The 18,613-nt window shown below is 65.4% G+C and carries 18 protein-coding genes and 1 pseudogene; 12 read left to right on the forward strand and 7 right to left on the reverse strand.

Annotation, left to right across the window (positions count from 1 at the left end; genetic code table 11):
• Together ACTIIH_RS03815 and ACTIIH_RS03820 are read left to right on the forward strand one after the other, a co-directional pair.
• A pseudogene (locus tag ACTIIH_RS03815) lies at positions 1–218 on the forward strand (site-specific DNA-methyltransferase); the annotation flags it as partial.
• Positions 219–538: 320 nt separating this feature from the next.
• Positions 539–835: an antibiotic biosynthesis monooxygenase family protein gene (locus ACTIIH_RS03820; protein ID WP_101595851.1), complete on the forward strand. Its 297-nt coding sequence runs from the start codon at positions 539–541 to the stop codon at positions 833–835.
• A gap of 117 nt (positions 836–952) precedes the next feature.
• Here ACTIIH_RS03820 and ACTIIH_RS03825 read toward each other — a convergent pair whose 3' ends face one another.
• Positions 953–1,690 carry a potassium channel family protein gene (locus ACTIIH_RS03825; RefSeq protein WP_441450559.1) on the reverse strand — a complete coding sequence of 246 codons (738 nt, stop codon included), beginning with the start codon at positions 1,688–1,690 and terminating at the stop codon, positions 953–955.
• 27 nt (positions 1,691–1,717) lie between these two features.
• Positions 1,718–3,052: a TrkH family potassium uptake protein gene (locus ACTIIH_RS03830; protein ID WP_441450561.1), complete on the reverse strand. Its 1,335-nt coding sequence runs from the start codon at positions 3,050–3,052 to the stop codon at positions 1,718–1,720.
• A gap of 169 nt (positions 3,053–3,221) precedes the next feature.
• On the opposite strand from ACTIIH_RS03830, the gene ACTIIH_RS03835 reads away from it, so the two are divergent.
• Entirely contained in the window at positions 3,222–4,676 is a 1,455-nt protein-coding gene (locus ACTIIH_RS03835) for an APC family permease (protein WP_101595854.1), read from the forward strand.
• Between the two features lie 234 nt (positions 4,677–4,910).
• Here the strand turns inward: ACTIIH_RS03835 and ACTIIH_RS03840 are convergent, their stop codons facing one another.
• On the reverse strand, positions 4,911–6,215 hold the full coding sequence (locus tag ACTIIH_RS03840; RefSeq protein ID WP_441450563.1) for a glycine cleavage T C-terminal barrel domain-containing protein: 1,305 nt from the start codon (positions 6,213–6,215) through the stop codon (positions 4,911–4,913).
• A gap of 144 nt (positions 6,216–6,359) precedes the next feature.
• Between ACTIIH_RS03840 and ACTIIH_RS03845 the strand changes: the two genes are divergently transcribed.
• Positions 6,360–7,220, forward strand: a complete 861-nt coding sequence (locus tag ACTIIH_RS03845) for a methylenetetrahydrofolate reductase (RefSeq protein WP_441450564.1) — start codon at positions 6,360–6,362, stop codon at positions 7,218–7,220.
• A 115-nt stretch (positions 7,221–7,335) separates the two neighbouring features.
• On the opposite strand, the gene ACTIIH_RS03850 is transcribed toward ACTIIH_RS03845, so the two are convergent.
• Positions 7,336–8,085: an IclR family transcriptional regulator gene (locus ACTIIH_RS03850; protein WP_101554830.1), complete on the reverse strand. Its 750-nt coding sequence runs from the start codon at positions 8,083–8,085 to the stop codon at positions 7,336–7,338.
• Between the two features lie 118 nt (positions 8,086–8,203).
• On the opposite strand from ACTIIH_RS03850, the gene ACTIIH_RS03855 reads away from it, so the two are divergent.
• The 6 genes from ACTIIH_RS03855 to ACTIIH_RS03880 all read left to right on the forward strand — a co-directional run bounded on the left by ACTIIH_RS03855 (position 8,204) and on the right by ACTIIH_RS03880 (position 14,569).
• Positions 8,204–8,980, forward strand: coding sequence for an IclR family transcriptional regulator (locus ACTIIH_RS03855; protein ID WP_101554776.1), 777 nt, complete (start codon positions 8,204–8,206; stop codon positions 8,978–8,980).
• A gap of 137 nt (positions 8,981–9,117) precedes the next feature.
• Complete coding sequence (locus ACTIIH_RS03860) at positions 9,118–11,631, forward strand: GcvT family protein (RefSeq protein ID WP_441450566.1); 2,514 nt, start codon at positions 9,118–9,120, stop codon at positions 11,629–11,631.
• Position 11,632: 1 nt separating this feature from the next.
• Entirely contained in the window at positions 11,633–12,445 is an 813-nt protein-coding gene (locus ACTIIH_RS03865; protein WP_441450568.1) for an electron transfer flavoprotein subunit beta/FixA family protein, read from the forward strand.
• Positions 12,442–13,446 carry an electron transfer flavoprotein subunit alpha/FixB family protein gene (locus ACTIIH_RS03870; protein WP_441450570.1) on the forward strand — a complete coding sequence of 335 codons (1,005 nt, stop codon included), beginning with the start codon at positions 12,442–12,444 and terminating at the stop codon, positions 13,444–13,446. The genes ACTIIH_RS03865 and ACTIIH_RS03870 overlap by 4 nt, the downstream gene beginning before the upstream one ends.
• Before the next feature lie 137 nt (positions 13,447–13,583).
• Positions 13,584–13,979, forward strand: coding sequence for an acyl-CoA thioesterase (locus ACTIIH_RS03875; protein ID WP_441450572.1), 396 nt, complete (start codon positions 13,584–13,586; stop codon positions 13,977–13,979).
• Between the two features lie 182 nt (positions 13,980–14,161).
• Complete coding sequence (locus ACTIIH_RS03880) at positions 14,162–14,569, forward strand: VOC family protein (RefSeq protein WP_441450574.1); 408 nt, start codon at positions 14,162–14,164, stop codon at positions 14,567–14,569.
• A gap of 67 nt (positions 14,570–14,636) precedes the next feature.
• On the opposite strand, the gene ACTIIH_RS03885 is transcribed toward ACTIIH_RS03880, so the two are convergent.
• From ACTIIH_RS03885 to ACTIIH_RS03895, 3 genes are all read right to left on the reverse strand, one after another.
• The gene (locus tag ACTIIH_RS03885; RefSeq protein ID WP_441450575.1) at positions 14,637–15,515 is read right to left on the reverse strand and encodes an IS3 family transposase; all 879 of its coding nucleotides are present in this window, start codon (positions 15,513–15,515) and stop codon (positions 14,637–14,639) included.
• Positions 15,512–16,078 carry a helix-turn-helix domain-containing protein gene (locus ACTIIH_RS03890; RefSeq protein ID WP_441450577.1) on the reverse strand — a complete coding sequence of 189 codons (567 nt, stop codon included), beginning with the start codon at positions 16,076–16,078 and terminating at the stop codon, positions 15,512–15,514. Before ACTIIH_RS03890 ends, ACTIIH_RS03885 begins: the two co-directional genes overlap by 4 nt.
• A gap of 134 nt (positions 16,079–16,212) precedes the next feature.
• On the reverse strand, positions 16,213–16,974 hold the full coding sequence (locus tag ACTIIH_RS03895; RefSeq protein WP_441450578.1) for a helix-turn-helix domain-containing protein: 762 nt from the start codon (positions 16,972–16,974) through the stop codon (positions 16,213–16,215).
• A 134-nt stretch (positions 16,975–17,108) separates the two neighbouring features.
• Here ACTIIH_RS03895 and ACTIIH_RS03900 point away from each other — a divergent pair, with 134 nt between their 5' ends.
• Together ACTIIH_RS03900 and ACTIIH_RS03905 are read left to right on the forward strand one after the other, a co-directional pair.
• Positions 17,109–17,786, forward strand: a complete 678-nt coding sequence (locus ACTIIH_RS03900; RefSeq protein WP_180959383.1) for an HAD domain-containing protein — start codon at positions 17,109–17,111, stop codon at positions 17,784–17,786.
• Positions 17,783–18,565, forward strand: coding sequence for a glutamate racemase (locus tag ACTIIH_RS03905; RefSeq protein WP_101596099.1), 783 nt, complete (start codon positions 17,783–17,785; stop codon positions 18,563–18,565). The genes ACTIIH_RS03900 and ACTIIH_RS03905 overlap by 4 nt, the downstream gene beginning before the upstream one ends.
• The last annotated feature ends 48 nt before the right edge of the window (positions 18,566–18,613 follow it).

Raw genomic sequence — 18,613 nt, forward strand, 5'->3', positions numbered from 1 at the left:
CAGGTACGCGATCATTCGTGCTCGTGCAGACCCCGGAGCCGCTGCGGTCGAAGACGGCGAAGGCCGTGGTGACGGCAGTTGGTGACGAAACAGGCCGGACCAGCGACGCCGAGTTCCCGACGATCAGTGAGCTCACCGCCGAACGCATCCGCCGTGCCGCCGCAGCCCACTCCCCCGGCCTGGACTTCACCCAGCTCGAGGTCAGCGAGGGCGAATAGTGGGCCACCCTACCCACCAGCCGGACACCTGAACACGACTCAGGTCAGCAGGAGCACCGTTCGCACCGCGAGTTCCGGACGATGCGTGACGGTTTTCGGGCGCTGCCTCCGCACGGATCGTCCGAAACTCGGCACAGATACAGGCACAGGCAGGGTTCGCGCGCCCAGATACCCAGATACTGGACCCCTGCACGACATCGGTTCTGAGACTCTGCGAGCGACCAAGCGGACTTCGCAGACAGCATTCGGGTCGGAGTCGTAGGCTCGAGGTGAGCCAGCCGCTCACCGACAACCACTGCCTCTGATGAGAAGGAGCAACAATGTCAGTCGTCGCCATCAACGCCCTCTCCGTTCCCGAACCTGCCCGGGAGGAACTCGAAAAGCGCTTCGCCGAACGCAAGCATTCGGTCGACGGAGCTCCCGGCTTCGAGGGCTTCCAGCTGCTGCGCCCGGTCGCCGGCGGGGACCAGTACTTCGTCTACACCCAGTGGGCGACGAAGGAGGATTTCGAAAACTGGAAGCAGGGCCGCTCGTCCTCGCACGAATCGACCGGCAAGGCCCCGGTCTCCGAGCAGGCGAACCTCCTCGAGTTCGAGGTCGTCGACCTCGGCGACTGAAGCCCGCACCAGCACCCGGATCGGACGCGCCCGGCTCCGGGGCCGCCTCGTCGAGGGACCCTTGAAACCTCAGGCGCCTCCTCGGCGCGGTAATACCAATTGCCCAAGGACGTCGGCCTAAGCGTCGGCGTCCTTGTCCAATTCACTGAACGCTTCGACCTTCTTCGGGCTGCCGGCCACGAGGATCTCGTCGTCGGCGTAGAGGGTGACATCCCGGTCGGCAATGTCCCAATGGCCGCCGCCGCGACGTTTGAACGCGACGATCGTGACGTCATACGTCAAGCGCAGCCCCAGCGAAGCCAAAGGCACGTCGGTCGTGCGCACCGGCGGGGTGGTGCGCGCCAGGACGAAATCCTCGTCGATGGGCAGGAAGTCCGAGATATGCCCCCTGATCAGGTGGGCCAGCCGGCGGCCCATATCGTTCTCGGGGCTGATGACGTTGCCGATGCCCAACTGGTGGAGGATCTCCGCATGGGTTTCGCTGATCGCCTTCGCCCAGATGTGCCGATTGCCGAGCTTGAGGATCCGCGACGCCACGAGGATGCTCGCCTCGAGGTCGCTGCCGATAGCGATGACGACGCGGGAGACCTCGTCGATGCCCAGCTGTCGCAGCACCACCTCGTCGGTGGCATCGGCGCGGGAGGCATGGGCGAGAACGTCGGCGAACTCGGCCACGACCGATTCGTCGCGGTCGACGCCGATGACCTCGACTCCATGCTCGGCGAGCTCACGTGCCAGTGACCCGCCGAAGCGGCCGAGCCCGATCACGGCCACAGCTCCGTCCTTCGCCAGCGGCGAGGGGTCGCCGGTGAAGAACGACGCGGACCGCGCCATCCAGTTCTTCTTCTCGTTCATGGTCTCTTCCTCTCCGGCCCGGCGGCCTCAGCCGATCAGCGGCCGTTCCTTCGGCAGTTCGTAGCGGATGGGGCGTTCACGCAGGGCCAGGCCGGATGCCACGGTCACCGGTCCCAGCCTGCCGAGCGCCATGGTCAGGATGAGGACGATCTGGCTGGGCGCGGACAGATCCGCGGTGATCCCGGTCGACAGACCGACCGTGCCGAATACCGAGATGACCTCGAAGAGGACCCGGCTGAGGCCGAATCTCGGGTCGCAGAGCAGGATGACCATCGTCGCGAGCAGCACCCACCCCAGGGCGAGGACGATGACTGTCGTCGCTTGCCGGTGCACGTATCGGCAGATGCGGCGACCGAACAGGGTGACAGACCGGCCGCCGCTGACCTCCGTCCACGTCGTCGCCGCGAGCACGGCCATCGTCGTGATCTTCACGCCGCCTGCCCTGCCCGCCGGTCCGCCGACGATGAACATGAGGAAGTCCATCCCGAACCACGTCGCCGTGTGCATCTGGCTGATGTCGATCGAGTTGAACCCGGCCGTGCGTGTGATCGTCGATTGGAGCGCCGCGGCCTGGACCTTCCCCCAGACATCGAAGTGGCCCATCGTCGCTGCGTTGTTCCATTCGATCGCGGCGATGAAGACGGTTCCGCCGATGAGCAGAACCGGAGTGAGCACGACAATGATGCGCGTGGTCAGACCCCACTTCAGCGGGGTTCGGTACCGCCGGACGAGTTCGATGAGGACGGGATAGCCGAGCCCGCCGAGGATGACCGCCAGCCCGATCGGACCGCAGATGAACGGGTCGGCCACATAGTCGACGAGGTTGTCCTGACGCAGCCCGAATCCGGCGTTGTTGAACGCGGAGATCGCATGGAAGATCGCGTCCCAAAGTGCCGCCGTGACGGGTTCGTCGTAGTGGAAGAAGAACCGGCAGAACAGCACCGAGGCGACCACGAGCTCCGTCCCGACGGTCAGTGCCGTGATGCGCAGGACGAGCGGCTTGACGCCGCCGATCGCGTCGCTCTTCGTCTCCGAGGCCACGGACTGGCGCAGCCGCAGGCCGGCTTTTCCGGCCAGCAGCAGGGCGAGCAGTGCGGTGAGCAGGAGCACCCCGAGGCCGCCGGCCTGGACGAGGCAGACGATGACGATCTGACCGAAGAGCGTGAAATCCTGACCGGTGTCGAGGACGACGAGTCCGGTGACGCTGAGCGCCGAGGTGGCTGTGAAGAGCGCCTTGAGCAGTGAGATGCCGCCGTCGGCGACGGTGGCCGCCGGGGTCATGAGCAGAGTGGTTCCGGTGACCAGTGCTGCCGTGTAGCCCGCGATGACGCGGACGATCGCCGCGCGATGTGAGCTGTGCACCTGACGAAATGTAGCACCATCGCAACGGTTCAGCGTCCCGGGCAGACAACTCACCGGTAACGGTCAGAATCCTGCTACTCTGCCTTATCGGAGTTGCCGTGATTCGGCTCACGCCGGCGGCACGGCCCAGTATCTGTTCGTCCGTCCACACAGAAGTCTCGAGGTACCCATGAGTCAATCGCAGGCAGCACCAACGGATCGAGGCCACGGCTTCGTCAAAGCCCTCGGCTCGCTCGATGCGCTCTTCATCGGATTCGGCGCGATGATCGGTTTCGGCTGGGTCGTGCTCACCGGCGAATGGCTGTCCGGCGCCGGCACCTTGGGCGCCATCCTCGCCTTCGTCGTCGGCGGCATCATCATGTGTTTCGTCGGCACCGTGTACTCCGAACTCGTGGCCGCCATGCCGCACGCCGGCGGTGAGCACAACTACCTGATCCGGGCGATGGGACCGCAGGTGTCCCTCTTCGGTTCATGGGCGATCACCGGCGGCTACATCAGCGTCGTCATGTTCGAAGCCGTCGCCGTACCGAAGACCGCCCTCTACCTCTTCCCGAACCTCGAGTTCGTCAAACTGTGGACGATCGCCGACTTCGATGTGTACCTGACCTGGGCGCTCGTCGGCACTGTCACTGCGATCATCATCTCCTGGATCAACATCCGCGGCGTGAAGATCGCCTCCCTCGCCCAGACCTTCGTCGTCTCCTTCCTCATCATCGTCGCCCTCATGCTCCTGGCCGGTGGCTTCACCGGCGGCGAGGCCGCGAACACCCAACCGCTGTTCACCGGCGGCGGATCCGGCTTCATCGCCGTCGTCGCGGTCGTGCCGTTCCTCTTCGTCGGCTTCGATGTCATCCCGCAGTCGGCGGAGGAGATCAACCTGCCGCCGGCGAAGATCGGCAAGCTCGTCGTCGTCTCGGTGCTCATGGCGATCACCTTCTACGTCATCGTCATCGGGATGACGTCTCTGGCGATGCCCGCCTCCGACCTGGCCACACATGACCTCGTCACTGCGGATGCGCTGGCGGCCATGTTCAATTCCGCCGTCTGGGGCAAGATCGTCATCGCCGGTGGCCTGGCAGGCATCATCACCTCGTGGAACGCGTTCCTCATGGGCTCGTCTCGCCTGATGTGGGCGATGGCCGTGGCCGGCATGATCCCGGCCTGGTTCGGCAAACTCCACCCGCGCTACCGCACTCCGGTCAACGCGATCCTCTTCATCGGGGCATTGTCAGCCCTCGCGCCGTTCCTCGGCTCGGCGGCGCTGGGCTGGATCGTCGATGCGGGGTCGCCTGCGATCGTCATCGCCTACTTCCTCGTCAGCGTCGCCTTCCTGGTCCTGCGCAAGCGCGAACCGGCGATGGACCGACCGCTGCGCATCGGAGGCAAGGGCAACTCCGGTTTCGCCATCGGTGTCATCGCGGCCGTGCTCACGCTCGTCCTCTTCGTTCTCTACCTGCCGATCACCCCGGTCTCCGCGCAGCTCGCCTGGCAGTCGTGGGCGATGTTCGGCCTGTGGCTGCTCATCGGAATCGTCTTCATGTTCCGCCTGCCGCGCGGAGTCAAGGCCGGCCCGAACGCCGAGAACGAACTGCTCGCCAAGGTCAAGGCGCTGCGCGGGAAGTGATCGCGGGCGTCCGGCTGGCCCAGGCGCATCCGTCACCGCCAGTCGCACTTCGCACGATTGCGAGCACCCCTCACCGTCAGCAACAGATCACCCCTTTGCATCGGGGCGAGCCGTCACTGACGGTGAGGGGTGCTCTGCTGACTGCAGGAACAGCCGCTGCGGGTGAGGGATGCGAACGCGGCCGCCGGCTCGAAGCAACGGCGACCGCGCTCGGTCTCGAGAGCGGGAGTCGGCTCAGACGGCGGCGTCGAGGCCGCGCATCTTCAGACGCTCACGCTGGTTGGGGTTGACGCTCGGGCGGAACGGCATCTCGACCACCTCGGCGCGAACCGGGACTCCGGGAGCATCGGCGAACGGCTCCGGCAGATGCACCCAGTACTCGGTGCCGAGCTCGGTTGCCGACACCGGAACGTGCGCCATGGCGATATTTGCTTCGAGTTCCGGCGAATACCACGGCGAGGTCACATACCCGACGGCCTCGCCATCAGCCGCGGCGGAGACGAGCCAGAAGTCCGGCGCGTAGTCCGTGATCGGTTTGCCGCCGATCAGCAGGCCCACCAGCTGTGTGCGATACGGCGGAGTGCCGGCTTCGATGAGATCGCGCACCTCCTCGAGGCGGGCCTTGCCGATATAGTCGGCCTCCTTCTTCCGCGGCACCTGATAGGACAGGTTGACCTGGAATGGGAGTGTCTCGAAGTCCATGTCCTGACCCCACGAGAGGATGCCCGCAGCGATCCTGCGGTGGTGGCTGGGGGCGACGACCTTGAGGTTGTACGGCGCGCCGGCGTCGAGGACGGCGTTCCACATATCCTCGGCGTACTTCGTTACATCCTTCAGGTAGATCTCGTAGCCCTTCTCCCCGGTGAATCCGGTCTGGGAGATGATGACGTCGCGGCCGCCGACCTGGGCTTCCATGAGTCCGTAGCTCGGCAGCGTGCGCCCCTCCTCCCCGACGAGGTCGGCGATGACGTCGACGGATTTCGGGCCCTGAACCTGCACGGGTGCGACGTCGATCTCGGCGATCGTGACATCGAACCGGCCGCCGACGTTGACCCCCTGCAGCCAGAGCATGAGGTCGGTGTCAGAGAGGCTGAACCAGAACTCGTCGATGCCGACCCGCAGCAGGATCGGATCATTGAGGATGCCGCCGGCTTCGTTGCACAGGATGACGTAGCGGGCACGCATCACCGGGATCTTCGTTGCGTCACGGGTGATGACGAAGTTGACGAACGCCTCGGCGTCGGGACCCTTGACCTGGATCTGCCGTTCGACGGCGACGTTCCACAGGGTCACATCGTTGACGAGGGACTGATACTCGGCCATCATCCCGCCCTCATCGCGGGTGATGTAGCCACGCGGGTGGTACATCCGGTTGTAGATCGACGCCCGCCAGCAACCCTGCTGCATGGACAGTTCCCAGTACGGGGACTTGCGGACACGGGTGTCGATGAGCATTTCGACCGGGGTCGGGCCGGACTGACGTAGGTTGATCGGGACTTGCCTGTCACTTTGGTCCACTGTGGGGACGTTGTTGTCCATGATGTTCCCCCTGCTCGCACAGTTTTATATTATGGAACTCAATTCCCATATCATGGGTACAATGAGTGTAGGATCGAAGGCACCGGGACGCAAGGGACTCGCGCTTGCGAGTTTCATGAATCGACCTCCGAGAAGGAGACGAGGATGTCACAGTCAACCCTGCGCACGCTGTTGAGCACCGCCCGCTATGAAGTTCTGCCCACGGCCGGCATCGTCGAACGCATCGAGGAGTACGTCGCACCCGGGCGCGAAATCACCGTGACCGCGTCGACGGGACTGACGCTTGAGGCGACGCTGGCCACGGCCGAACAGCTCCAGGCTTTGGGATTCCGCGCCGTGCCCCACTTGGCCGCACGGATGATCCACGGCAGACCCGAGCTCACGGAGATCGTCGATCGCCTCGCCGAGGCGGCTGTGGACCGGATCTTCGTCCCCGCGGGGGACGCCACTCCCCCGGCCGGCGGGTACGTCGGAGCCCACGACCTCCTCGTCGATCTCTCTTCCATGGCCGCCCCGTTCCGCCGTATCGGCGTCAGCGCCTATCCGGAATCGCACCCGATCATCCCCGATGATGTGACCGTCCAGGCGATGTGGGACAAACGCGACTACGCCACGCACCTGGTGTCGAATCTGTGCTTCGATCCGGCTCTCGTCGCCGCGTGGGTGGCCCGGGTGCGCTCGCGCAGCATCGAGCTGCCGCTGGTCCTCGGCATCGCCGGGAAGGTAGAGCTGGCGAAGCTCGCCCGCGTCGCGACGAAAATCGGGGTGGGTGAGTCCACCCGTTTCCTGCGCAAGAACACGGCGACGTTCACGCGGATGGCCAAGCCAGGCGGCTACAACCCGCGGAAGTTCCTCGACAAGATCGGCCCGGTGCTCGACGACCCGGACATGGGCATCGCCGGCCTGCACATCTATACGTTCAATCAGATCAAGGACACCGAGGTCTGGCGCCGCAAGCAGCTCGCGGCCCTCGGCGGCGCCGAAGAGGTCTCGACGGCGTGGTGAGCAGCCACCGCAGACAGATAATAGGTCGCAATCGGACACGGCCACACGAATCCAGGTCACCATCGGATACTTTCAGCGCCGAAAAGTATCCGAAAGTGACCTATTTTCGCTCTATCTACCTGTGGGTGACCTTGCGCTTGAGGGTGCGCGAGAGCAGTCCCGCCTCGTCGACGAGCATTGCGCCGAGGCGGTCGTGGTGGTCGGCGATGCGCATCGTCGGTCCGGAGATGCCCACGGCGGCGACGACGTCTCCGTCGATGCCGAACACCGGTGCCGCCAGAGCGTCGAGGCCGATCTCGAATTCTTCGTGGACGATGGCGAATCCGCGTTCGCGCACCGTGTCGAGATCGTCGGTGAGCTCCTTGCGTGAGCCCAGGGTCTTCTCGGTGCGCCGTTCGAGCCGACCTGTCGGCAGCGGGATGACGTCGTAGGCGAACATGACCTTGCCCAGAGCCGAGCAGTGCGGCGGCACCTCGACGTCGGCCCAGTTCGTGGCCCCGAGGACGAAGGTCGAGTCGACCTGTGCGACCTGGACGACTCCCTTGGGGCCCGGCATGGCGAGGTTGACGGTCTCCCCGGTCTCTTCGCTGAGGCGCTGCAGGGTCGGATCGGCCGCGGAGACCAGGTTCTCCACCCGGTCAAAGCGGGAGGCATAGGTCGCGAACAGCGATCCGCCGCGATAGAGGCCCTCACCGTCGCGTTCGACGAGACCGTTGCGCTCGAGTGCGGAGAGCAGGCGTGAGACCGTCGACCGAGCCAATTCGGTCTCGTCGACCACCTCGGTGTAGGAGATCGGTTCGTCGGATCTGACGACCAACGACAGGATCTCTGCCGCCCGGTCGATCGACTGGGTCCCATTGCTCATCGTGCTCAGCTCCGTCGGGGAAAGGGGGTCGGCGGAATCGAGGCCCACCGACCGCACTCACCCTACCCCACGCCCTGAGACTCTGGCCGGGTTGCGCGTCGTGAGTTACAGTTTCGAAATGAGCAACAGCGAAGCGGGCTCGGGAGGCGTCCAATCCGTGGATCGGGCCGTGACGATCCTCGAGATCATCGCCCGCACCGGGCTCGCCGGGATCACCGAGATCGCCGGTGAGCTCGGGGTGCACAAATCGACGGCGTCGCGCATCGTCTCCACCCTGGAGGCCCGCGGACTCGTCGAAAAGGATCACCACCGCGGCCGATACCGCTTGGGCCTGTCCATCCTCCGTCTGGCCGGGGCGACGACCGCGCGCCTCGACATCGCTCAGGAGGCCCGCCCGATCACCAAGATGCTCGCCGAGGCGACCGGTGAGACGATCAATGTCGCCGTCCTCTCCGACGGCGCAGCCCTCTACCTCGACCAGGCCTCGTCGACGTCGTCGGTGCAGAGCCACAACTGGGTCGGTCAGCGCATTCCGCTGCACGCAACCTCCAACGGCAAGGTCCTGCTCTCGGGCCTGAGCGAGGACGGCATCCGCGAGACCCTGGGGGCGAAGCTGACCCGCTACACCCCGCACACGGTGACCTCGGTTCCCCAGCTGCTCACCCAGATCGCCGAGGTGGCCGCCACCGGATCCTCGCTCGTCATCGATGAGCTCGAGGTCGGGCTGACCGCGGTATCCGCTCCCGTGCGCAACGCCCACGGGGACGTCATCGCCTCGATCTCGGCATCGGGACCGAGCTTCCGCTTCACCACGGACAAGGTCGCCTCGGCCAGAGACCTGCTCGCTCAGGCCGCCGCCGACATCTCCGCCCGCCTCGGGTGGCGCGAACACTGAACCCCGCGCAGACCCCTCTTGACACTCCCGCCTCGGCGGAGGACGATCATCGTACGCAGTTCCACATAGCGCGCATCGTTGCATAATTCGCAACTATGCCGGTGAAGGCGACGAAGCCTTCAGAGAGGAGCCTGCTCATGGCTTCCGTCCCCGCCCAGGCCAGCGTCGTCGTTGTCGGAGCCGGCATCGTCGGCAACAGTCTCGTCCACCATCTCGCCGAACTCGGGTGGACCGATATCGTCCAGGTCGACAAGGGCCCGCTGCCGAACCCGGGCGGCTCGACCGGACACGCCTCGAACTTCATCTTCCCCGTCGATCACTCGCGTGAGATCACCGACCTCACCCTCGACAGCATGCGCCAGTACAAAGAGCTCGGCGGCTTCACCGAGTCCGGCGGCTTCGAGGTCGCCCGCACCGAGGAGCGCATGGAAGAGCTGCGGCGGCGCATGGCCTCGGCACGGGCCTGGGGCATCGAATCCTCCCTCGTCACCCCCGCCGAGGTCGCCGAGAAGGTGCCGTTCCTCGATCCCGATGTCATCCTCGGCGCGTTCTGGACTCCGACCGTCGGCGTCGTCGATTCGGTGCGGGCGGGCACGATGATGCGCGAATCCGCCGAATCGACAGGTGCGCTCACGGTCTCGCCCAACACCGAGGTGACCGGCATCGATGTCGAAGACGGGCAGATCACGGCCGTGCACACGACGAAGGGTGAGATCGCAACGCACCGCATCCTCATCGCCTGCGGTGTGTGGTCTCCGCGCATAGCGGCCATGGCCGGTGCCGCGATCCCGCTGACTCCGGCCGTCCACCAGATGATCAGCGTCGGGCCCGTCCCGCAGCTGGCCGAACGTCCCGGTGAGATCTCGTTTCCGATCGTGCGGGACATGGATACCTTCTGCTACGAGCGCCAACACGGCTCCGATATGGAGATCGGCTCCTATGCCCACCGGCCGATCCTCCACGACCCGGATGAGATCCCCTCGATCGAGGCGGCGAAGCTCTCCCCCACGGAGATGCCGTTCACGGACGAGGATTTCGATCCGCAGCTCGAACAGGCCGTCGAACTCATGCCCGAAGTGCTGTCGAATCCGGACGTCGAAATCCGCTATGCCATCAACGGTCTGCTCTCGCTGACCCCGGACGGGGCACCCATCCTCGGCGAATCACCCCAGGTCAAAGGCCTGTGGTCGGCGGCGGCCGTGTGGGTGAAGGAAGGGCCGGGCGTCGGTCGGGCCGTAGCCGAATGGATGACGAACGGCCTGCCCGAGATCGACGTGCAAGGTGCCGACATCGCACGCTTCCACTCTCACCAGCGCACCCGCGCCCACGTGACGGCGCGCACCTCGGAGGCCTTCAACAAGACCTATGGGATCGTCCATCCCGGCGAGCAGTGGAGTTCCGATCGCGACGTCCGCCGTTCACCGATGTGGCAGCGCGAGGTCGAGCTCGGGGCGGTGTTCTTCGAAGCCGGCGGGTGGGAGCGACCGCAGTGGTTCGAGTCGAATGCCGGACTGCTCGACGAGTTCGGCGACGCGGTGATGGATCGCAGCGCCGAATGGGATTCCCGTTGGTGGTCGCCGATCATCAATGCCGAGCACCTGGCGATGCGCAGGCGCGCCGGACTCGTCGACCTCTCGAGCTTCGTCATCTTCGACGTGTTCGGCCCCGCCGCCCTCGACGCGGTCCAGCACATCGCCCTGGCGCAGATGGATGTGGCCGTCGGTCGGGTCGTCTACACCCCGATCCTCGATGAGAACGGCGGGTTCCGTTCCGACCTGACCATCATGCGACTGGCACACGACCGCTTCCGCGTCGTCACGGGCGCCGCCCACGGAATGGTCGATCTCAAATGGTTCGCCGATCGCCTGCCCGATACGGGCGCGCAGATCGCCGATCTCACGAGTTCGTGGACGACGATCGGGCTGTGGGGACCGCGAGCCCGCGACATCCTCGGCGAGCTCACCAGCGCCGATGTCTCCCATGAGGGGTTCGGGTTCGGCACCGCCCGGGTCATCGAGATCGGTTCGCTCGAGGTGCTCGCCTCCCGCATCTCCTATGTCGGCGACCTCGGCTGGGAGCTCTACGTGCCGATGGAATCGGGGCTGACGCTCTGGGATGCGCTCATGGACGTCGGCCGAGGTCACGGACTCCTCCCCGTCGGTCTCGGCGTCTACGGCACCACTGGTCGGATCGAAAAGGGCTACCGCGCGTTCGGGGCCGAGCTCGATTCCGAGCGCAGCGTCGTCGAGGTCGGGATGAGCAGACCGAAGGTGAAGTCCCAGGATTTCGTCGGCAGGGCCGCACACCTGCGCCACCGCGAGGAGGAGCCGAAGACGGTCCTGTGCTCACTCACCGTCGATGACCACACGAGCGCCAGCGGTCAGATGCGGTACATGCTCGGCGGGGAACCCATCGTCTCTGCCGACGGCGATCCGCTGATCGACGGGCACGGCCGGACCTCCTATGTCACCTCGGCGGGGTCGGCTCCCAGCCTGGGCAGACACGTGCTCATGGCGTTCCTCCCACCCGCCGAGGCGGTGCTGGGCAACCGTCTGCAGGTCGTGTACATGGAGGAGTTCTATCCCGTCACGGTGGCATCGGTCGATTCGACGCCGCTGTTCGACCCCGACAACGAGTGCATCAGGAGATGAGATGAACATCCTCGTGTGCATCAAACGCGTCCCCGATATCGCCGGCTCCGTCACCGTCGATGCCACGGGTGCCGGGATCGACGACTCCGGGCTCGGCCACACCATGTCCTCGCACGAGGAATGCGCCGTCGAACTCGCGATCCAGACCGCGGCCGCGACGGGTGGGACGGTCACGGTGCTCACGGTCGGCCCCGCCGAGGCGGTCGAACAGCTGCGAGCGGCCGTGGCCGTGGGTGCGAACGACGGCATCCTCATCGAGGCGGCCGACCCGTCCGTGTTCGCACCCGAGGACATCGCGCAGATCATCGGCGATGTCATCCGCGATCGCGCCGAGGCGGGACAGACCTTCGATCTCGTCCTCACCGGCGACGATGCCGCCGACACCGGCGATTTCCAGGTCGGGATCCGCCTGGCCTACGACCTCGAGTACCCGGTGCTGACGAACATCCAGACGATCAGTGTCGGTGGGACGGATGAGGGCGGCGGGCCCGGCGGCGACCCCGGCTCCGGTCGCATCGAGGCGCGCGGGATCGGACCGGCGGGAACGGAGATCTTCTCCCTCCATCTGCCCGCGGTCGTGGCCGTCCATGAGGGCGGGGTCGATCCGCGGTACCCCTCGATCACCGGGCGGATGAAGGCGAAGAAGGCGCAGGTCGTCGAATACGACGCACCCGTTCCGGGGACGGGCAGTCCCCGGATCCGGCTCGAACTGCCCGAGGTGAAGGCGAGTTCGGTGACCATCCTCGGCGAGGGGCCTGACGCGGCTCCCGCCCTGGTCGATGTGCTCGAAGAGATCGGAGTGATCCGGCCATGACTGTGGTCTACGTCGAAACCGACCCGGCTGGCGAGGTCACACTCACCTCCGCCGAAGCCCTCACCTTCGCCCGCAAAACCCCCCAATTACTACCTGACGGCGGCGCAGCAACCTCGCGCGAGGTATCTGGGCCCCCGTCAGGTAGCACGGAAGGGGTGGTGATCGGCCCGCTCAGCGGTGCCGCCATCGCGGCGCTCGGGCGACTCGGGGTCAGCGTCATCCACCATCTCGACCACCCGGATCTCGCCGAGTACTCCGCGGCGGCCTGGGCGCAGGCGATCGTCGACGTCGCCCCGGAGTCCGGCACACTGTTGGCCTCGGGCACCCCGCGCGGCATGGAGCTCATGGCCCACGCCGCCGTCCGCACGGGTGCGCGCATGGCAGCCAACGTCATCGCCTGCGACGACGAGGGACTGCTGCGGCAGGTCCACGGCGGCACCGCCTACGAACGCCTCCGCCTCGACGGGGACCTGCAGGTGCTCACAATCGCCGGCCACGCCCGCACCCCCGAAGAGACGACCCCGGTGACCCCGGAGATCATCGCCTACGACCTCACCGTCGCCGAGGCGGACCTGGCCACCCGTGCCCAGAGCACCGAGGTCGAGGCCGCCGATGATGCATCCGGGCTGACCTCGGCCAGGGCCGTGGTCGGGGCCGGTCGCGGAGTCGGGTCGGAGAACGGATTCGCAGAAGTCCTCGAACTCGTCGACCACCTCGGCGGGGCCCTGGGCGTCTCCCGCGTGGTCACGGGCCTCGGCTGGCGCCCGCACGCCGAACAGGTCGGCCAGACCGGCAGCCGCATCTCCCCTGACGTCTACATCGCCTGCGGGATCTCCGGAGCGATCCAGCACATGGCCGGAATCGAAGGCGCGAAGACGCTCGTGGCCATCAACACCGATGAGGAATCCACGATGGTCCAGCGGGCCGACTACGCGATCATCGGCGACCTCCACGACGTGGTCGGAGCCGTCAACGAGGAGATCGTCCGCCGTCGCGGCTGAGCGCAGTTGGGCCCGGGCTCCGCCAAGGCCGCTCCGGACAGTACCAAGGCACTGAGAATTTCCGTTGGCGCCGGCCACCTGATTAACTATGGAACGATCGTTCAGACTTCGTTCCCAATCAGCTCCTGGAGGCAGTCATGTCCACTTTCGAACTGTCACCCGAAGTGCGCTGGTCGGATCAGGACCTGCTCGGCCACGTCAACAACGCACGGATGATTACCCTCATCGAGGAATGCCGCGTGCGCTGGATGCACGAGATCCGGGCCGGACACATCACCGGAGGCGGACTGCTCGTGGCCCGCCAGACCATCGACTACCTCGTGCCCGTCATGTACGGCCCCGAACTGAAGATGACCGTGACGGTGAAGAAGCTCGGCAACTCCTCATTCACCGTCAACACCCGAGGTGACCAGGACGGACGTCAGGTCTTCGACCATGACTGCGTGCTCGTCCACATCGATCGGGACTCGCAGAAGCCCACTCCGCTGACGCCCGAGCTGCGCGCAGTCTTCGAACCCTACCTGCAGGACTGAGGAGCGAACCGCTTCACCAAGTGGGAGAAACGGTCGCGCGAAACCGCTGCGGACGTGACCATTCAGCTCACCCAGTATGAGCCTATCGCCCGCCCGACAGCAGCGAGCACCTCCCGGGGGGACGCGCGATCATGGCCGATTCGTTCAAGCCGACTCCCTGCACGTCCACATAGTCTGAAGTCATGAAACTCGACGCGATCTCGATCATCACCTCAGACATGCCCGCCGCCATCACCTTCTACTCCGCGCTCGGCCTCGAGCTCGCCGACGGCGGCCCGGACGCCCCACACACCGAGTTCTCCTCCGGATCCCTGCGGATCCTCCTCGACACCGAGGCGGTCGTCCTCGGCATCGATCCCGAATGGACCCGCCCGACCGGCGGAAACAAGATGTCCTTGGCCTTCGACTGCTCCACCGCCGAGGCGGTCGATGCGACATTCGCCAAGCTCACCGGGCGCGGCGACGGGGGAAGCGATCCCGTGGCCGGAGTCGTCCACGAACCCTGGGACGCGTTCTGGGGACAGCGCTACGCTGTGGTCTCCGACCCCGACGGCAACACGGTCGACCTCTTCGCCACCCTCAACTCCTAATTGCTACGTGACGGCGGCGCAGCAACCTGGCGCTGGACTGGTCCCCAAAAGTTGGACTGCTGTGAGGTCAGCATAGTTCGTAAATAGGCTCACCATCCTTGGCGGTCTTGCTTCGATATTCCATCGGGGCAAGGCCGCCAAGTCGTGTCGAGATCCGTTCGTAGTTATACCAATGAATGTACTCATCGATCGCGGCCTTGAGGTCCTCGACCGTGTCGAATTTCTGCAGATAGAACATCTCGGACTTCAACTGCCCGAAGAAGTTCTCCGCCATCGCGTTATCCCAGCAGTTTCCCTTCCGCGACATCGACGCTGTGGCACCATGCTTGGCCAGGATCGACGCCCACGACACGTGCTGATACTGAAACCCCTGATCGGTATGCACCAGCGGCGTCTGCCCGGGACGCAGTCCCTGACAGGCTTGCGTCAGCGACTCGTTCGTCAATGCCGTGTTCGGTGACGTCGACATCGAGTACGACACCACACCGGCATCGAACAGATCGATCACTGGTGACAGATACAGTTTCTTGTCTTCAACAGCGAACTCCGTGACGTCAGAGACCCATTTCTCATTCGGTTCATCAGCGGTGAACTCCCGATTGAGTACGTTGTCAGCAACGGCACCGACCGTGCCGCGATGGGAGTTGAACTTCTTCTTCCGCACCTCGGTCTGCAGACCCATGTCACGCATTAATCGCAGCACGGTCTTCTTCGCTATAGCGATGCCCTGTTTGACCAAGACAGCCCAGATCTTGCGGTGCCCATAGCGTTTGTGACTCTTCTCGAAGATGTCCTTGATGAGTGTTCTCACCTGCGCGTATGGGTCGGGTCTCACATCGAATCGTTTCTGGTGGTAGAAGAACGTCGACCGGGCCAAACCCGCGACCTGCAGCAGCAATGGCAGTGGATAGTCCGCCTTGAGACTGGCAACGATGCGTGCTTTCACAGCTGCCCTTTTTGCCTCAAGGCCCGAAGTTTTTTCAAGTACGCGTTCTCCGCTTCAGCCCGCAGCAGCTGGTCTTGCAGCTGCCGATACTCAGCCAGGCTGATGTCCTCGACACGAGTCTTCCTCGCCATCAGGTCTGGCTTGGATGGGGCCGGATCAGCATCCGGGTCCTGACCGTTGTCGAGGGCTCGCATCCGTGCTGTCTTGCCTTTGGCCGGCGGCGGTGTCGCGAACGCGTCTTCGCCCTTGTCCCGGTATTTCTTCGCCCAATCAACCACGGTGCGCGAGGAGGCCAGACCAAGCTCCTTGGCTAAAACGACTTTGTGTTCGCCATCGAGATACCGTTTCGCAGTCGCGATCTTCGTCTCTGCCGGTATCCGGCGGCGCTGGTGCGGTTCCATGACCGATATTGTTCCACGCACCAGCCACCGGTCGTGGAGGAGCTTGAGTGAGGGTTTGTGGACGTTGAGGATCGTGGCTGTCGCGGCATAGCCGTGCCCTTGGTCGAAGAGTTCGATCGCGGCTTTGGCTTGTTCGACTGTGATCAGACAGTCCTTACGCATGGAATGGTCCCTTCAAGTTGTCTTGTGTTGATCACAGTCCAACTTTCGGGGACCAGTCCACGCGAGGTTGCTGGGCCCCCGTCAGGTAGTAAATGGGCGGGCGGACTGGTGGGACGAACGCCTAGAGCGCACCCTCATCCGATGAGCGAGCGCTCGTCTCTTCGCAGGTGAGCGGCATCGGCGTACCCGACTTCGGCCGCGGCCGCCGTGCGCGACCGGCCCGCATCGATGAGGTCTCGTGCGGCCTGCCAGCGCAGGATCTTCGCCAGATGCTTGGGCCCGTAGCCGAACCATTCCGCGCTCAGCCGGCGCAGCTGCCGCGGTGAATACGCGAACTGTGCGGCCGCCTCGGTGACGGTCTGGGCCGGCGAATTCGAGCGCACATCCAAGGCCCGGGCCAAGGCCATCGGACGCGGATCCAGCATGGCTCGGTCCGTCAGACCGCCGGCCGTATCAAGCAGCACCCGGGCAACTCCCATCACCGCAGCGGGCCCGCCCTCACCGACTTTCCCGCCACTGGCATGGCTGCCGCCGATGACAGCGTCGAGGGGCGTCACCCGATCGGCAAGCTCCCCCGCCGAGGTGGTCAACAGCTGCGCAAGCACGCCGGAGTCGAATCGCAGGCCCACCGTCGGTGCAGCCGAACCGTGGAACATCCGTGCCGTGGAATCGGCGCCGGCGATGAGTACCTGAGAATCGATGACGATGAGATCCATGCACCCGTCGGGAACGATGAGCGATGGAGCCGCGGCAGGTGCGACAGTCGGCCCGGAAGCCAGACCGGCGGCATTGTTCCCACGATCAGGGTCTGCCGCCTCGGTGAGGGAATCGGCCTTGTCGGGAACGGAGACCCACAGGCTTGCCCGCAGACGTGGGATCCGGGTTTCGCGGTACACGGACTCGGCCTCCTGACGCTCTCGGCGGTAAACTCGTCTGTGTTCATTCTGGTGCGAGCGGCGCGATCTGCCCCCAGAATAACGCGCGAATGGCCCGATAGAGGGTCGAACGCCCAAGCTCACGGGAAGGAATGATGGCTGCAGCATCCTCGGCGCCGGTATCGGCGCGCAGGCAGGCTCGCCATGTCACTGTCTTCCTCGATGTCGATGGCGTCCTCAATTCCTACCCTGTGCCAAAGCTGCGCGGCATGGCCGAGGGGCGGAAGAAGCTGCACGCGTGGCACTACGAACTCCATTACCGGCCGTCCGTCGTCGAATTCTTCGACCGCATCGTCGAGACCCACGAGGTCGATGTCGTCTGGCTGTCGACCTGGTCGCAGCGGTGCAAGTCCGAACTCGAACCGAAGTTCGGTCTGCGCAATTCCTTCGACGTCATCGAAATGCCCGATAAGACCCACAATCGCTTCGCTCACGATCCGCAGCAGTGGTGGAAAGCTCGTGCCATGGAGGACTGGCTGGCCACCCACGAACACGGTCGTGCGATCTGGATCGATGACGACCTGGCGTGGCCTGCCACCCGCAAGTACTTCCTCGAGAACTACTCGTCCAACCGCCTCAAACTCATCGCCCCGGACTTCTCCCACGGCCTGACGAAGGCCCATCTCAAGGAGATCCGGGAGTTCGCCTACCCGAGGACTGGCGTTCCGAAGACCGGCGACACCAAGCCCGGCGGCCCGAACGCCGGCGATTCGAAGACCAGAGAAGCCAAGACCGACGTTCCGACGACATCCGACCTGAAGGGGACTTCATGACGCGCATCGGCCTGCTCGATTCCGGACTCGGACTCCTCGGCACCGCCGACGCACTGTTCAACCTCGCTCCCGACGCAGATCTCGTCCTCGCGATGGACCCGGACTTCACCCCCTACGGCAGCCTGAGCACCGACACCCTCGAACAGCGGGCCCTGCAGTCGGCCGGGGTGCTCGCCGAATGGGAACCCGACGCCATCGTCATCGCCTGCAACACCGCCTCGGTGCAGGCCCTCGAGGCCGTCCGCGCCCGCCACGAACCGGCCATCCCCGTCATCGGCACCGTGCCGGCGGTGAAGATGGCCGCCGGCACCGGGCAGGACTTCGCGATCTGGGCGACCCCAGCAACCACGGGCAGCGAGTATCAGCAGAACCTCATCGACTCCTTCGCCGCCGACCTGCACGTGGCCAAGGTCGCCTGCCCCGGCTTGGCCGAGGCGATCAACGCCGCCGACCTGAACAAGATCGACACCGCCATCGAGGATGCCTTCACCCAGATGGGACCCGGAATGGAGACCGTGGTGCTCGGCTGCACCCACTACGGACTCGTCGCCGACCGGATCATGGCCGCTCGCGCCGGAGCGCTGACCGTCTTCGACTCCCCCATGCCGGTGGCCAAACAGACGCTGCGTCGCATCGGCCTCGAACCCGCCGGAATCGGCGAGGAGCGTTCGGACACCGGACACGTGCTCGCGACCTTCGCCTCCGGCCGCCGCGTCAGCCTGCCCCGCGCCCTCGACGCCTACCCGGCCGGCAAACGACTGCTCGCCCGCGAGGCCTGAGCACCCCGCCTCCGCGTTCCCTCCGAGCCCGGTCTTTCCACGCCGCGC

It is taken from the genome of Brevibacterium sp. (assembly GCF_052105255.1).
Classification (GTDB): Bacteria; Actinomycetota; Actinomycetes; order Actinomycetales; family Brevibacteriaceae; genus Brevibacterium; species Brevibacterium linens_B.

Coding starts and splice junctions, on each gene's coding strand:
- ACTIIH_RS03905 (WP_101596099.1), top strand. CDS start 17,783: ATGACGCGCATCGGCCTGCTCGATTCCGGACTCGGACTCCTCGGCACC.
- ACTIIH_RS03835 (WP_101595854.1), top strand. CDS start 3,222: ATGAGTCAATCGCAGGCAGCACCAACGGATCGAGGCCACGGCTTCGTC.
- ACTIIH_RS03845 (WP_441450564.1), top strand. CDS start 6,360: ATGTCACAGTCAACCCTGCGCACGCTGTTGAGCACCGCCCGCTATGAA.
- ACTIIH_RS03825 (WP_441450559.1), bottom strand. CDS start 1,690: ATGAACGAGAAGAAGAACTGGATGGCGCGGTCCGCGTCGTTCTTCACC.
- ACTIIH_RS03820 (WP_101595851.1), top strand. CDS start 539: ATGTCAGTCGTCGCCATCAACGCCCTCTCCGTTCCCGAACCTGCCCGG.
- ACTIIH_RS03900 (WP_180959383.1), top strand. CDS start 17,109: ATGGCTGCAGCATCCTCGGCGCCGGTATCGGCGCGCAGGCAGGCTCGC.
- ACTIIH_RS03880 (WP_441450574.1), top strand. CDS start 14,162: ATGAAACTCGACGCGATCTCGATCATCACCTCAGACATGCCCGCCGCC.
- ACTIIH_RS03890 (WP_441450577.1), bottom strand. CDS start 16,078: ATGCGTAAGGACTGTCTGATCACAGTCGAACAAGCCAAAGCCGCGATC.
- ACTIIH_RS03855 (WP_101554776.1), top strand. CDS start 8,204: ATGAGCAACAGCGAAGCGGGCTCGGGAGGCGTCCAATCCGTGGATCGG.
- ACTIIH_RS03850 (WP_101554830.1), bottom strand. CDS start 8,085: ATGAGCAATGGGACCCAGTCGATCGACCGGGCGGCAGAGATCCTGTCG.
- ACTIIH_RS03865 (WP_441450568.1), top strand. CDS start 11,633: ATGAACATCCTCGTGTGCATCAAACGCGTCCCCGATATCGCCGGCTCC.
- ACTIIH_RS03875 (WP_441450572.1), top strand. CDS start 13,584: ATGTCCACTTTCGAACTGTCACCCGAAGTGCGCTGGTCGGATCAGGAC.
- ACTIIH_RS03840 (WP_441450563.1), bottom strand. CDS start 6,215: ATGGACAACAACGTCCCCACAGTGGACCAAAGTGACAGGCAAGTCCCG.
- ACTIIH_RS03870 (WP_441450570.1), top strand. CDS start 12,442: ATGACTGTGGTCTACGTCGAAACCGACCCGGCTGGCGAGGTCACACTC.
- ACTIIH_RS03860 (WP_441450566.1), top strand. CDS start 9,118: ATGGCTTCCGTCCCCGCCCAGGCCAGCGTCGTCGTTGTCGGAGCCGGC.